This is a genomic window from Massilia psychrophila (assembly GCF_002760665.1).
Taxonomy (GTDB): Bacteria; Pseudomonadota; Gammaproteobacteria; order Burkholderiales; family Burkholderiaceae_D; genus JAFCUW01.
In genome coordinates this window covers 1-14009 of sequence record NZ_PDOB01000042.1, presented here as the reverse complement: position 1 = coordinate 14009, position 14009 = coordinate 1, and the positions used below count along the sequence as shown (strand labels likewise).

At 61.3% G+C, this 14009-nt stretch carries 12 protein-coding genes and 1 other RNA gene; 11 read left to right on the top strand and 2 right to left on the bottom strand.

The features are described 5' to 3' along the window. Positions 1-185 precede the first annotated feature (185 nt). The 5 genes from CR103_RS19070 (at position 186) to CR103_RS19050 (ending at position 4053) form a co-directional block, all read left to right on the top strand. Complete coding sequence (locus CR103_RS19070; protein ID WP_229443639.1) at positions 186-878, top strand: sigma-70 family RNA polymerase sigma factor; 693 nt, start codon at positions 186-188, stop codon at positions 876-878. Positions 879-880: 2 nt separating this feature from the next. After that, positions 881-1141: a hypothetical protein gene (locus tag CR103_RS19065; RefSeq protein WP_099917515.1), complete on the top strand. Its 261-nt coding sequence runs from the start codon at positions 881-883 to the stop codon at positions 1139-1141. 103 nt (positions 1142-1244) lie between these two features. Further along, positions 1245-2018, top strand: coding sequence for a bacteriorhodopsin-like (locus CR103_RS19060; protein ID WP_099917514.1), 774 nt, complete (start codon positions 1245-1247; stop codon positions 2016-2018). Positions 2019-2177: 159 nt separating this feature from the next. Next, the gene (locus CR103_RS19055; RefSeq protein ID WP_099917513.1) at positions 2178-3080 is read left to right on the top strand and encodes a polyprenyl synthetase family protein; all 903 of its coding nucleotides are present in this window, start codon (positions 2178-2180) and stop codon (positions 3078-3080) included. Positions 3081-3159: 79 nt separating this feature from the next. Continuing rightward, a complete protein-coding gene (locus CR103_RS19050) occupies positions 3160-4053 on the top strand; it encodes a Brp/Blh family beta-carotene 15,15'-dioxygenase (RefSeq protein ID WP_099917512.1) in 894 nt (297 codons plus the stop codon). Between the two features lie 199 nt (positions 4054-4252). On the opposite strand, the gene CR103_RS19045 is transcribed toward CR103_RS19050, so the two are convergent. Further along, complete coding sequence (locus CR103_RS19045) at positions 4253-7072, bottom strand: M16 family metallopeptidase (protein ID WP_099917511.1); 2820 nt, start codon at positions 7070-7072, stop codon at positions 4253-4255. A gap of 188 nt (positions 7073-7260) precedes the next feature. Between CR103_RS19045 and ribBA the strand changes: the two genes are divergently transcribed. The 3 genes from ribBA to nusB are packed head-to-tail and all read left to right on the top strand — an operon-like array spanning position 7261 to position 9423. After that, positions 7261-8373 (top strand): bifunctional 3,4-dihydroxy-2-butanone-4-phosphate synthase/GTP cyclohydrolase II, encoded by a 1113-nt coding sequence (ribBA, locus tag CR103_RS19040; protein ID WP_099917510.1) that lies wholly within the window; start codon positions 7261-7263, stop codon positions 8371-8373. Between the two features lie 46 nt (positions 8374-8419). Further along, positions 8420-8899: a 6,7-dimethyl-8-ribityllumazine synthase gene (gene ribH, locus CR103_RS19035; protein WP_099917509.1), complete on the top strand. Its 480-nt coding sequence runs from the start codon at positions 8420-8422 to the stop codon at positions 8897-8899. 53 nt (positions 8900-8952) lie between these two features. Then, complete coding sequence (gene nusB, locus CR103_RS19030; protein WP_099917508.1) at positions 8953-9423, top strand: transcription antitermination factor NusB; 471 nt, start codon at positions 8953-8955, stop codon at positions 9421-9423. Between the two features lie 180 nt (positions 9424-9603). Here the strand turns inward: nusB and CR103_RS19025 are convergent, their stop codons facing one another. Continuing rightward, positions 9604-10479, bottom strand: coding sequence for a lytic transglycosylase domain-containing protein (locus CR103_RS19025; protein ID WP_229443650.1), 876 nt, complete (start codon positions 10477-10479; stop codon positions 9604-9606). Between the two features lie 537 nt (positions 10480-11016). Between CR103_RS19025 and ubiD the strand changes: the two genes are divergently transcribed. The 3 genes from ubiD to dnaX all read left to right on the top strand — a co-directional run. Beyond that, entirely contained in the window at positions 11017-12501 is a 1485-nt protein-coding gene (ubiD, locus tag CR103_RS19020; protein WP_099917506.1) for a 4-hydroxy-3-polyprenylbenzoate decarboxylase, read from the top strand. A 66-nt stretch (positions 12502-12567) separates the two neighbouring features. Continuing rightward, positions 12568-12666: signal recognition particle sRNA small type (gene ffs / locus CR103_RS19015), an RNA gene on the top strand. Between the two features lie 164 nt (positions 12667-12830). Continuing rightward, on the top strand, positions 12831-14009 hold a 1179-nt coding region (gene dnaX / locus CR103_RS19010; protein ID WP_099917505.1), incomplete at its 3' end, for a DNA polymerase III subunit gamma/tau.

Genomic DNA, 14009 nt, shown 5'->3' with positions numbered 1-14009 from the left:
TCTTCTGTTCGCCTGTCACTAAACTGATTCCTTTCTGATATTATTTTCCCAGTCCTAAGTTTGCTGGATGGAATGGTTGGACGCCGGCGGTAAAGTGTCTTGATTGGGGCTTCATTCGTCGCAGCCGCCAATGATTGTGGAACCCTGGCCGGGTTGGCCTGATGCAATATTTGCAGAGAGCTAGAATGCGCATGGTCAAAAAAATTCAGTCGGCGCGCACATCGAAAACGGCGTGCGCTGTGACCGATACGCCACTGTCGCAACAAGCTGACGCTCAGGCCGTGTCCGTTGATTTCATGCTGATCCGGCGTTTTAACGAAGACGACATGCGCGCGTTCGAAGTGTTAGTGACAAAATATCAGCGCAGGGTTGCCTCGTTGATCAATTGGAGCGTGCACAACAACTCGGTTACCGAAGAATTAACTCAGGAAACGTTTCTGAGCGCTTATCACGCGCTCGGCAGTTTCCGCTTCGAAAGTGCCTTCTCGACCTGGCTGTATGCAATCGCCCGCAATATCGCGCGCTCCTATCATCGCGATGGTCATCAGCTTGCCGACAATGGCGTGCCACTCGACATCTTGGCAGACGATGCGGAGGAGCACTGGAGCGGTGTTTCCTGCAGGACCTATGCACCGAGTCCCGAAGAAGACCTCTCCAACGTGCAGCTGGTCAAGGCGATCAAGCAGTCCATCGACAGCATGTCGCCGCAAATGCGCACATCGATTACGATGCGCGAGATAGAACAGTTTAGCTATACGGAAATTGCCGAGCATCTCGGCATTCCACTTAACACGGTCCGCTCTCTTATTTTCAGGGCACGTGCAACTATAGCTTTAGATATTCGTCCATTATTGGACAGAGTTATTTCTGCGAGGTGATTTTGAAGTCTGATGCCACACTTGAGATTGTCACTAAACTGGCAGTCCTACTTGAAGAACGCATCGATCCCGGCGAGTTTTCCGTTGCAATGCTGCAATTGGAAGAAAATCCGGCGTTGATGGGATCATTAATGGCAGTGCAGTTCGTCCGGGATGCGGTTCAGGGCAATTCAACGCCAGATCTGCGCTACACGCAGGCGATCGTGCAGTTCATCGCCGAGGCTGAAGCGCGGCGGAAAACGGCCGAAAAAGACGACAGATAACCTCCACGACTGACGCTGTTAACTCGCCGTCGAACGTATCGCCATCAAACCGATACGCCCGACCAGCAATCAAAGTTAATCGCAAAAATTAGGAGATGAACTCGTGGAAGCCATTACCGTTGGTCAATATGAACTCGTATACAACGCGTTTTCCTTTGCCATTGCTGTCATGGGGGCGGCAACGGTCTTTTTCTTTCTCGGCCGATCCCAAGTTGCACCGGCCTACCGCACCGCGCTGACCATTACCGGACTGGTAACGCTGATCGCCGCCTATCATTACCTGCGCATCTTTAATTCCTGGGAAGCCGCTTTCACCGTGACCGGCAATCAGATCACGGTAACCGGCATCAAGTTCAACGATGCCTATCGCTACGTCGACTGGCTGCTGACCGTGCCGTTGCTGCTGATCGAGCTCATTCTTGTGATGCACTTGCCGCGCCGTGAAACCGTCGCCAAGGCGACCAAGCTCGGCTTTCTGGCCGCATTGATGGTCGTGCTCGGGTATCCGGGCGAAATGTCCAGCGATGGCGGCACGCGCTGGTTTTGGTGGGGCCTGGCAATGATCCCCTTCGTCATCATTGTCTATGACCTGTTCATCGGCTTGCAGGGTTCGATCAGTTCACAACCGGCCGCGGCACGCGGCCTGATCAGCAGCGCGCGCTGGGTCACCATCCTTTCATGGTGCTTCTACCCAGTGGTGTTCGTGTTTCCCATGATCGGAATGACGGGCGGGACCGCGAACACGGCAGTGCAGGTCGGCTACACCGTCGCCGACATCGTCGCGAAAGCCGGCTTTGGCGTCCTGATCTTCCTGATCGCAGCGCGCAAGTCCGAAGTCGATATTGCCTCGGACTTGCACGTACAAGTCCGGGCTTGAAGGGCATCACGCCTGGTACTTGGCAGCGGCAGCGCACGTGCGCCCAGCGCGGGATCTTGGGCCGCCCCGCTATGTGCTCCAGCTAACGAGGTAGTGAGCCTGCCGACCCGTGTATCGGCAAGCTCGTCCGGTATCCTGACATTCGTTACGGGTAAAACCATGTATGCTCGCCTGCCTGTTTCACTTGCGTCGTCCGGCTGGACCGTTGCCGATTCGCTGGGTGCAGTAGAAAAATTGTGTTTCGATCTGACCCAGCTGCAGGATGATTCATCACTCCGCCTGCCGCACGGCCCCGCGGCTGCCGCGTTCCATCATCTCAATGCAGGCGGCAGGCGCGTCCGGGCGCGGCTTGCGCTCGATGCTGCGTGCCGCCTTGGCATGGCCGCCAGGGATGCCGTCGCAATCGCGGCTGCCTGCGAACTGCTCCACAACGCTTCGTTGATCCATGACGACCTTCAGGACCGCGACCCGACCCGGCGCGGCCGCGACGCGGTATGGAAAATTTTTGGCGACGACGTTGCGATCTGCACCGGGGACCTGCTGCTTTCAGCCGCCTACGCGGCAATCGCGGGGTTCAGCCAGAGCGCATTGCTGCCGGAGATGCTGCGGCTGGTGCATCTGCGCACGGCCGCGGCGGTCCGCGGGCAATGCGCGGACATCCTGCCGCGCTCGCGCTACCTCGATGATGTCGACACGTATGAGCGCATCGTCGTCGGCAAATCGGGCGCTTTGCTGAGCCTTCCGCTGGAGCTCGCAATGATCGGATCCGGTCACCGGCACTGGGCCGCCGTGGCGCGCGAGTCGGCTGAGCATTTTGCGGTCGGCTACCAGATCGTCGACGACCTGGAGGACCGGATCAAAGACGCCAACGCCGCGGGCGCGCCGTCGATAAATGCCTTCCTGGTGATTGCGGCGGCAAACGACGGCACCGACGCCACCGCACGCGGCATCGCGCTGGCGCGCCATCACCTTTCGCATGCCGCCCGCTGCGCGCAGCGCCTGCCGCTCGGCTCCGGCGCACTGCTGTCCGAGCTTGCAGATGCGCTGGGTAGCCAGCTGTGAATAGCATCACCGGCAACGATACCAGTGCGCATGCGGTCGGCATTGTGATGCAACGCGTACGCTCGCTGCTGGTGATCCGATGACGGCCTTGCGTAACGGAAAAATCGAGCGTTCGTTGCGCGTGCAGTGCCTGGCGTACTGCGCAATTTCGCTGCCCTGTATCGTGCTGGCGCCGTTTTTTGGTGCGCTTGACCGCACGGTCGAAATCTACATGATTGCAACGCTGATGTTCTTGCTGGGCATACCCCACGGATCGCTCGATACGGTCTTTGCAAAAAAACTCCATGGCGTCGATACGGCACGGCAATGGCTGGTGTTCCTGGCGGCTTATCTTGTCGCGGCGGGACTGGTGATTGTTCTGTGGCAGCTGGCACCGGCGATTTTCCTGCCATTTTTCCTACTCATCTCTATGGTTCATTTTTCCGGGGATCCCGCACCCGCCCTGCCGTTGGCTTTCCGCGTGGTCTACGGTGGCGCCGTGATCGTGCTGCCGACACTTCTGCATGCAGACGAAGTGCGCGTCCTGCTTGCCTATTTGGTCGCCGATGATGTCGCTGCAAACATCGTGCGTCCATTGCACGGCATTGCCTGGGCCTGGCTGATTGCGACCATGCTCGCAGTCCTGCATGCGGCACGATCGGATTGGCCCGAAAGCCTGACATTGGCCTGCACGGGTGCGCTGGCTGTCATGGCTGATCCGCTGCTGGCCTTTGCGGTTTTTTTCTGTGGGATGCATAGTGCGCGGCACATCCTGCGCACTGCCGGCCGGGCCGGCGAGCCGCCTGGACACCTGATGGCGCGTGCAGCGGTTTGGCCAACGCTAGCCTGCCTCGCCGCATTTTTTTGCGCCGTGTTCTGGCATGACACCCTGGCGCTGGAGGCCCGGATCATGCAGTTCCTGTTTGTCGGACTGGCTGCCTTGACCGTACCGCACATGATACTTGTCGACAGCGCGAGATGGCGTGAGAAATAGCCGAGCTTCTCGTGAAAATAGCGGATTGCCCCCGGCTGGATTGCCCCGGGCCGGATTGCCCTGTTTTAAATTGCTGGGTCAGTCCGTCCGTCGAGTGTCCGCCGGCGTGGCTGAACACGCCACATTGGCGGAATATGCTCAGTATGGGTCGCCGCATTCGCAACGACGACGCAGATGATGGTAATGCCGGTAATCGCGCTTATTTCTTTTCCGGGTACAGCACCACCTGCACATAATTGTCCAGGTCGAAGTAGCGCCGCGCCGCATCGCGCACCTCTTGCGCGGTGATGGCCGCGACGCGCTGCTCGTAGGTCAATATCACGGCCGGATCGGTTTCCTCCAGCACCGCCGCCTGCAGCTGGTCCATCCAATAGCCGTTCTCGCGCAGCGACCGGCGGTGTACTTGAATCCAGTTCTGCTTGACTTTGTCCAGGTCCGCCGCAAGCGGGCCTTGCTCTTTCATCAGCGCGATTTCGGCGAAGACGGCGGCGATCACCTTGTCGACATTCGCCGGCCCGGTCGGCAGCGATGCGCCGATCGCGTAGTGGCCGTACGGGACGCGCTCGAGCGAGCCTCCCATGCCGCCGCCGTAGATCAGCGTGAGTTTTTCGCGCAGGACGTCGGTGATGCGGATGTTCATCACGTCGACCAGGGCGCGAAGCCGCAGCGCCGCTTGCCTCGAATAGACGGCGTCGCCGGTGAAGTTGATCGCCACCTGGCTCTTCGCCTCAAAGCCGCTGAACACCGCTTTTTCGATTACGCCGCGCACCGGCCGCAGGCCGACGTCGTTGGCATTGACCGGCAGGCTGGCCGTCGGCAGGCTGGCCAGGTAGGTGGCGATCAGCGGCCTGACTTTGGCGACGTCGAAATTGCCGACCATGATGAAGGTCATGCCGCTGGCGCTGGTGAAGCGATCCTTGTAGAGGGCGATGGCGCGCTCGAGGTTCAGTTTGGCGAAGTCGTCAGGGCGCGGCGGGCGCTGTGGCCACGGGCTGGCGCCGTACATCGCGGTGACGACGGCGTCGGCAAATACCGCCTGCGGCTGCGCCATGACGTTGCGCGCGCCTTCGACCTGCTTGCCGAGGAAGGAGGTGAACAAGTCCTCGTCGCGCCGCACGTTGGTAAATTTGAGGTACAGCATCTGCAGCATGCTGTCGATGTCGGTGCTGCCGGCAAAGCCGCCGACCGAATCGACATACGGGCCGAATCCGGTCGTTACCCCCGCCGTTTTCCCGGCCATCACCTTCTGCACGTCGAGCGGCGACATGTCCTTGATGCCCATGGCGGCGACCACTGCGTTGGCATAGCGCGCGTTGACAACGTCCTGCTGCGCGAACTGGGTGATGCCGCCCGGGCGTAAGGCGCCGAGGTAAATTTGTTCGTTGGCGAAGTCGGTCGGCTTGAGGATCACCTTGACGCCGTTCGACAGCGTCAAGGTGGTCAGTCCGAGCGCCTTGTTCGCCGATTCGGCGACGATGCTGCCGGCTGCCGGCGGCGTGTCCATCAGGCCCGACGCCATTGGTTTTTCTTGGCGCGCGGTCAGCTCGATCCTGGCGGCGGCGTCCACCCACGCCAGCAGCTGTTCAGTTGAGGGCGCGGCGGTTCCGGCCTTGGTCGATCCGGTGTACAACACCAGCTTGCCTGTGTCGACGGGGATGTTCTCGCGTGCGTAACGGTTCATTTCGTCGAGCAAGATGGCGGGAATGAGTTCGCGCGCATAGTTGTATTCGTTCTCGATGCCGGGGACGCTTTCGCGCTCGAGGAAATTGCGAATCAGTTCGCCGACATAGGCGTCCGAGTCGGTTTTCTCGCGTTCGCCGTACAAGCGCTCGAACGTGCGCATCAGGTTTTTCTTGCCGCGTTCGAGTTCCTGGGCGCTGAATCCGAACCGGCGGGCCCGCTCGTTTTCCTGCACCAGCGCGGCGATCGCCGGCTCGGCGCCGTCCTTGCCAAGCGCCGCCATCGAAAAGTAGGTTTCATAGCGCGCAGTGAGGTGCTGCTGGCCGCTGGCGCCGGCGATGAACGGGGGCTTGGCTTGCTGCGCCAGTTCCTGCAGGCGGTTGCCCATCATCGCGCCGAACAGCGAGCGCACCAGCTTGTCGCGGTAATCGGCAAAGGTCGCCTTGTCGCGCGCCGCGCGCACCGGATAGCGGATCATCACGGCGTTGCCGGACGCTTCAGGGTCGGTGGCGACCAGCGCCTCCGTGCTCGAGCGCACCGGGATCGGGCTGTCGTGACGCACGCGCGTCGGCACCGGATTGCGCAGGCCGCCGAAGTGGGCCTTGACCAGTTGCGCGGCCCTGGCCGGATCGATGTCGCCGACCACGATCACCGCCATCAGGTCGGGGCGATACCAGTCGCGGTAGAAGCGCCTCAGGGCGTCTGGCTTAAACGTCCTGAGGATGTCTTCCTGGCCGATCGGCAGGCGCTGCGCGTAGCGCGAGCCGTTGTACATCTTCGGCATCACGATCTTGTTGATGCGTTCGCCCGCGCCCTTGGCGTTGCGCGCTTCTTCCAGCACGATGGCGCGTTCCATGTCGATGTCGGCGTCGGTCAGCGTCAAGCCGTGGGCCCAGTCTTTCAGTACCAAAAAGCCCTGTTCGACGTTGCCGCTCTTGTCGGTCGGGATCGGCAAGATGTAAACGGTTTCGTCGAAGCTGGTGTAGGCGTTCAGGTCGGCGCCGAACTTGACGCCGATCGACTGCAGCCAGGAGACCAGTTCGTGCTTCTTGAAATGGGTCGAGCCGTTGAAGGCCATGTGCTCGGTGAAGTGGGCCAGGCCCTGCTGGTCGTCGTCCTCGAGGATCGAGCCGGCCTTGACCACCAGCCGCAGTTCGAGCTTCTTTTCCGGCTTGCCGTTCTGTTGGATATAGTAGGTCAGGCCGTTTTCCAGCTTGCCGATCACTACCTGTGGTCCTGTCGGGATCGGGTCGGACAGCTTGATTTTGGCCGCCGCCGATGTGGTGCAGGCGATCAGGAGGGCTGCCAGGCAGACCGTTTTTTGCAAATGGTTGAGCATCGGGAAGGCCGCGGCGGGCTTGAAAGGGAGATTTAAAATAGTTTATCAGCAATATTTCCTCGTGGCTCGTAAAAATCCGGGCAGGCGGACCGGGCTTTGGCGGCTAAAGCCGGTCGGATGGCGCCAAATCCTTTAAAATAGCGGATTGCGTACTGTCTGCCCGTCCGCCCGTCCTTGAGGAATCTCATATGTCTATCTCCAGCACCCAGGAAATCGTTGCCGAATTGCGCGCGGGGCGCATGGTCATCCTGGTCGATGAAGAAGATCGCGAGAACGAAGGGGATCTGGTGCTTGCCGCCGACTTCGTTACTCCCGAAGCAATTAATTTCATGGCCCGGTACGCGCGCGGGCTGATCTGCCTGACCCTGACCGAAGAGCGCTGCGAGCAGCTCGACATCGGCATGATGACGTCGCGTAACGGCACCTCGTTCGGCACCAACTTTACCGTCTCGATCGAAGCGGCCGAAGGCGTCACGACCGGCATCTCGGCGGCCGACCGCGCCAAGACGGTGCAGGTGGCGGTGGCGAAGGGTGCCAGGCCGAGCGACATCGTCCAGCCCGGTCACATCTTTCCGCTGAAGGCGGTCAAGGGCGGCGTGCTGATGCGCGCCGGCCATACCGAAGCCGGCTGCGACCTCACCGAGATGGCCGGCCTGACGCCGGCGTCGGTGATCTGCGAAATCATGAACGACGACGGCACCATGGCGCGCCTGCCGGACCTGCTCGAATTTGCCAAAGAGCACAAACTCAAGATCGGCACCATCGCCGACCTGATCCACTACCGCGGACAGACCGAATGCCTGGTCGAGCGCGTCGCCGAACGGCCGATGAACACCGTGTTCGGCGAATTTCGCCTGATTGCCTTCCGCGACAAGCCGAGCGGCGCGGCCCACCTGGCGATGGTGCATGGCGATTTGGCGCCGAACCTCGAATCGCTGGTGCGCGTGCACGAGCCGGTGTCGATCCTCGACCTGCTCGAGAGCCGCGCCACCACCCACTCGTGGACGATGACGTCGGCGATGCAGGCGATCAAGGAATCGGAGCGCGGCGTGATGGTGCTGCTCAATTGCGGCGAGTCGGCCGAGCAGCTGTTCGCGCAGTTCGCCGCGCTCGATGCGCCGTTAATGAAGCCGCAGGGCCGCGCCGCCAGCATGGACTTGCGCACCTACGGCATCGGCGCCCAGATCCTCAAGGACCTCGGGGTCGGCAAGATGCAGTTGCTGGCGAGCCCGCGCAAGATGCCGTCGATGACCGGCTTCGACCTCGAGGTCACCGGCTACCTGGCCAAGCCGGGCGCCTGAAGCGCAGTATTGACCTAAACTACCAAACAACATCAGGAGGCCAGCCATGACCGTAGGAACGTATGAAACCAATCTGACCGGCGCCGGACTGCGCATCGGCATCGTCCAGGCGCGCTTTAACGCCGACGTCGGGCACGGGCTGCTGTCGTCCTGCCTGGCCGAACTCAAGCACCTGGGCGTCGCCGACGAGGACGTGCTGCACGTGAGCGTGCCGGGCGCGCTCGAGATCCCGCTGGCGCTGCAGAAGATGGCGGAAACCCAGCAGTTCGACGCGCTTGTCGCGCTCGGCGCGGTGATCCGCGGCGAGACTTACCATTTCGAGCTCGTCTCGAACGAGTCAGGCGCCGGCATCACCCGCATCGGCCTCGACTACGGCATGCCGATCGCCAACGCGGTGTTGACCACCGAGAACGACGAGCAGGCTGAAGCACGCATGGCCGAGAAGGGCGCGGAAGCGGCGCGCTGCGCCGTCGAAATGGCCAACCTGCTGCTCGCGCTCGAAGAGCTGCAGGCCGACGAAGATTAAGCAAACTTAGCAACCGTATCGAATCACCAGCAAGCACACCAGGTAAGTACACCATGACAGACAAGACCCCGCACGCCAACCCGAGCAAGAACCGCACGCCCCGCCACCGGGCGCGCGAATTCGCCTTGCAAGGACTGTATCAATGGCTGCTCAATAATGAAGACGCGACCACTGTCGTCAACAACATCCGCGCCGCGCACGGCTTTGAAAAAGCCGACGCCGACCACTTCGCCGCCTTGCTGTACGGCGCGATCAAGGATTCGGTATCGCTGCGCGAAGCGTTCGCGCCGCTGATCGACCGCGGCGTACGCGAACTGTCGCCGATCGAACATGGCGTGCTGCTGATCGGCGCGTACGAGCTGAAGAACAACCTGGAGATTCCCTACCGGGTGGTGATCAACGAAGCGGTCGAGCTGACCAAATCGTTCGGCGGCATCGATGGACATAAGTATGTGAACGGGGTGCTGGACAAGCTGGCGCCGAGGTTGCGCGGCGAGGAAGTGGCCAAAGATACGCGGCGGTAATTTAAGCGCTTGTCGTCCTCGCACACGCGAAAACGACGGCTCCAGAGTTCAGCGACCTTTTGCGACACCCGCGTTCGCCAGGACGACCGAAGCGAAGCGCAACGCACGCGTCACCAAATAAAAAGCCACCGCAGATGCCGGTGGCTTTTTTGCGTCCGGCGCGCGGGCGCCGCTGTACGACTACAAGCCGGCAACCACCTCATTGACGCCGACCGGAGCCGATTCGGCCTTCGGCGCGGCAGGCGCCATTTTGGCGACCTGCTGGGCAGGGGCGGTGGGCGTGACGGTAGGCACGTGCTTGCCGGTTGCGACCTGCTTGAGCCGGCGATACTCGGCGAGCACCTTGTAACCGTAGCCCGAATCGGTTTCGAAGGCCGCGGCGCCGACGTAGGTCTTCAGGCCCGCTTCGACCGAGCCGCCGCGGGTGACGTAATCCTTGAGGATCAGTGCGCCGACGCGGATGTTGGCGACGGGATTGAGCGCTGCCTGCACGCCACCCATCTTCTGGAACTTTTCGTGGTGAATTTTCGACATCACTTGCATCAGCCCCTGGGCGCCGACCGGGCTTTCGGCGAACGGGTTCAGGCCCGATTCGATCGCCATCACTGCCAGGATCAGCAGGGGGTCGAGCTTGATGTCGTGCGCCGTCGTGTAAGCGGTCGACACCAGCATGTTGGCAGCGTCGCCGGCCACGCGATAACGCTTAGACAGCCAGGAGGTGACGAACTGCTGCTGCTTCTTGTTGCTCAGCATGGCCTTTTCATCGGCCGTCATGGTTGCCGACGCTGGCGCCGGTTTTGCCTCTAGCGCTGGGGACGGCGCAGCTTGTGCATCCATCAGCGACGCCAGTGCTGGCGCCGATCCAGCTTGCACGACGACCGCCGGTGCCGGTGCAATCAGTTCGGAAACCTGCAGGGCGACATCGGGACGGGCATACAGCACCAGCGCGATGGCGACTGCCGAAAGACCAAGTACGGTCAAGGTATGTTGTGCAGTGGTGGCAAGACCACGCGCTGTTTTTGTTACGGAAGACCACGTAACTGGCTGGCTGGCCATTGTTTGGGCGCGCTTTGCTGTCGCCCCGTTGAAACGATGTATCATCGAATTCCCCTTTGTCGCGGTAAAAGCTGTCCCACGGCGCAAAAAAGCGCATATCGGACATCGAATGCCGTGCATCAGAAATATCGTCTATCGCCGCTGTTGCGCGCGATTAAACGCCGTCATTGCTCGCTAAAGCTGGTCGTTCCCTGTGGTATTGGACCAGTGGCTGAACAACTTTTTTCGGGGAATAAGGCAGACGCCTTTTGAAAACACTCCTTAAAATGCCATGTGGGGCCCCGACCCCGTGAATGTATGAAAAAGGCTAAAATCATCGTCTCGGGCCGCGACCTTGGGCCATGACCGGACGTGCCAAACTCATCAAGTTCGCAAATTGTAAAAGCTGGCTTATACCAAGTCAATACTAGCACGTGCGATCTTTATAACTTTTAGATCTTACTTTTTATACTGCATTGCAGCAAAGTCCTGTGAAATCAACCACTTGAGGTGGCGATTCCAACAACCTCAAACGTCTTGAAGAAAAAATAAAAACCGATGAACTATTCCGATTTGCGTGATTTTATTTCTCAATTACAAGAAATCGATGAGTTAAAGCGCGTTTCCTTGCCAGTTTCGCCATATTTAGAGATGACAGAGGTCTGCGACCGCACCTTGCGCGCCGCCGGTCCGGCCTTGTTGTTCGACAATCCGACCGGCCATACGATGCCGGTGCTGGGCAACCTGTTCGGCACGCCGCGCCGGGTGGCGCTGGGAATGGGGGCCAACGACGTCGGCGAACTGCGCAAGATCGGCCATGTGCTGGCGCGCCTGAAGGAGCCGGAGCCGCCGAAAGGCTTCAAGGACATGATGGGGCTGGGCTCGCTGGTAAAGGCGGTGTGGGACATGTCGCCCAAGGAAGTGCGCGGCGCCCAATGCCAGGAGATCGTCTGGGAGGGTCTGGATGTCGACCTGGCGCGGCTACCGGTCCAGCACTGTTGGCCGGGCGACGCCGCGCCCTTGATTACCTGGGGCCTGGTGGTGACCAAGGGGCCGCACAAGAAGCGCCAGAACCTCGGCATCTACCGCCAGCAGGTGATCGGGCGTAACAAGGTGATCATGCGCTGGCTGGCGCACCGCGGCGGCGCGCTCGACTTTCGCGAGCATGCGATCGCCACCAAGGGCCAGCCGTATCCGGTCGCGGTGGTGCTGGGGGCCGACCCCGCCACCATTCTCGGCGCCGTCACGCCGGTGCCGGACAGCCTGTCGGAATATCAGTTCGCCGGCCTCTTGCGCGGCAGCCGCACGGTGCTGGTCAAGGCGATCGGCAGTGAGTTACGTGTGCCGGCCTCGGCCGAGATCGTGCTGGAAGGGCATATCCTGGCCGACCCCAACCATCCGTCCGGCTACGAGCACGCGCTCGAGGGTCCGTTCGGCGACCATACCGGCTATTACAACGAGCAGGACAGCTTCCCGGTGTTTACGATCGAGCGCATTACGATGCGGCGCAATCCGATTTATCACTCCACGTACACCGGCAAGCCGCCGGACGAGCCGGCCGTGCTTGGCGTGGCCCTCAACGAAGTGTTCATACCGCTGCTGCAAAAGCAGTTCAGCGAGATCACCGATTTTTATCTGCCGCCGGAAGGGTGCAGCTACCGGATGGCGGTGGTGCAGATGAAGAAACAGTACGCCGGCCATGCCAAGCGCGTGATGTTCGGCGTCTGGAGTTTTTTGCGCCAGTTCATGTACACCAAGTTCATCATCGTCGTCGACCAGGACGTCGATATCCGCAACTGGAAGGAAGTGATCTGGGCGATCACTACCCGGGTCGATCCGATGCGCGACACGCTATTGGTCGACAACACGCCGATCGATTACCTCGACTTCGCCTCGCCAGTCAGCGGCCTTGGCAGCAAAATGGGCATCGACGCCACCAACAAGTGGCCAGGCGAGACCAATCGCGAGTGGGGCACGACGATCGCCATGACGCCGGAAGTAAAAGCGCGCATCGACACCATCTGGCAAGAACTCGGCATCTGACCGCGTAGTTGCGGGGGTGTTTTTGTGAGTTTCCACAATCCTGCCAGCTCGGTTATAATGGCTGCTGGCGGGCCCCTGCGCATTGTGGCATGGCTAACCTGGTCAGGTCGGGAACGAAGCAGCCACGGCTATTAACCATGAGTGCCGCAGATCAGGCTCGCCTCTTTCAATTTATCCTTATCCCTTCAGCGCGTTGCTACGGCGTCGCGTGCAGATCGATTCTTCGCTGCATTCTCCGTTCGCTGCCAGATCTCTGTCCGACTTGTTACAATCGCCGTCTTGGCTGCGGGATTCCCCGCTGCGTCCGCTATCTACGGTAAAATTCAAGCATGTCCTATCAAGTACTCGCCCGCAAATACCGTCCCCGCAACTTTGAAACCCTGGTCGGCCAGGAACACGTGGTGCGCGCCTTGTCGCACGCGTTGCAAACCGGCCGCCTGCACCACGCTTACCTGTTTACCGGTACCCGCGGCGTCGGCAAGACCACGCTGTCGCGGATCTTGGCCAAGGCGCTCAACTGCATCGGCCCGGACGGCACCGGCGGCATCACCGCCGCGCCCTGCGGCGTGTGCGATGCTTGCACCGCGATCGATGCCGGCCGCTTCGTCGACTATATAGAGATGGACGCGGCGTCGAACCGCGGCGTCGACGAGATGGCCCAGCTGCTCGACCAGGCGGTGTACGCGCCGTCGAACGCGCGTTTCAAGGTCTACATGATCGACGAGGTGCACATGCTGACCAACTTCGCTTTCAATTCGATGTTGAAGACGCTCGAGGAGCCGCCGGCGCACGTCAAGTTCATCCTGGCGACGACGGACCCGCAAAAGATCCCGGTCACCGTGCTGTCGCGCTGCCTGCAGTTTAATTTGAAGCAGATGCCGCCGGGGCATATCATCAGCCACCTCGACAATATCCTCGGCCAGGAGGGCGTCGCCTTCGAGCAGCCGGCGCTGCGCCTGCTGGCGCAAGGCGCGCACGGCTCGATGCGCGATGCGCTGTCGCTGACCGACCAGGCCATCGCCTACGCCGCCGGCGAAGTCACCCTCGAAGCGGTGCAGGGCATGCTGGGCGCGCTCGACCAGTCGTACCTGGTGCGCCTGCTCGACGCACTGCTGGCGCAAGACGGTGCCGACCTGATGGCGGTGGCCGACGAGATGGCCAGCCGCAGCCTGTCCTACAACGGCGCGCTGCAAGACCTCGGCACCTTGCTGCACCGGATCGCGCTGGCGCAATCGGTGCCGGCGGCGGTGCCGGAAGATTTGCCGGAACTGGCCGACATCCTGCGTCTCGCTGGCGCTTTCGATGCGCAGGAAGTGCAGCTGTTTTACCAGATTGCGGTGCACGGCCGTAACGAGATCGGCCTGGCGCCGGACGAATATGCCGGCTTCACCATGACGTTGCTGCGCATGCTCGCTTTCCGCCCGGGTAATGGCACGGCGGCGGTGGCGCCGGCGCCGCGTCCAGCCTCGGCGCCCGCCGCGCGGCCGGTGTCGGCACGCGCGGCGTCG

Excerpts from the sequence above, each read along its gene's own strand:
- CR103_RS19070 (WP_229443639.1), top strand. The coding sequence starts at position 186 with ATGCGCATGGTCAAAAAAATTCAGTCGGCGCGCACATCGAAAACGGCG.
- CR103_RS19055 (WP_099917513.1), top strand. The coding sequence starts at position 2,178 with ATGTATGCTCGCCTGCCTGTTTCACTTGCGTCGTCCGGCTGGACCGTT.
- CR103_RS19050 (WP_099917512.1), top strand. The coding sequence starts at position 3,160 with ATGACGGCCTTGCGTAACGGAAAAATCGAGCGTTCGTTGCGCGTGCAG.
- CR103_RS19045 (WP_099917511.1), bottom strand. The coding sequence starts at position 7,072 with ATGCTCAACCATTTGCAAAAAACGGTCTGCCTGGCAGCCCTCCTGATC.
- ribBA (WP_099917510.1), top strand. The coding sequence starts at position 7,261 with ATGTCTATCTCCAGCACCCAGGAAATCGTTGCCGAATTGCGCGCGGGG.
- ribH (WP_099917509.1), top strand. The coding sequence starts at position 8,420 with ATGACCGTAGGAACGTATGAAACCAATCTGACCGGCGCCGGACTGCGC.
- nusB (WP_099917508.1), top strand. The coding sequence starts at position 8,953 with ATGACAGACAAGACCCCGCACGCCAACCCGAGCAAGAACCGCACGCCC.
- CR103_RS19025 (WP_229443650.1), bottom strand. The coding sequence starts at position 10,479 with ATGGCCAGCCAGCCAGTTACGTGGTCTTCCGTAACAAAAACAGCGCGT.
- ubiD (WP_099917506.1), top strand. The coding sequence starts at position 11,017 with ATGAACTATTCCGATTTGCGTGATTTTATTTCTCAATTACAAGAAATC.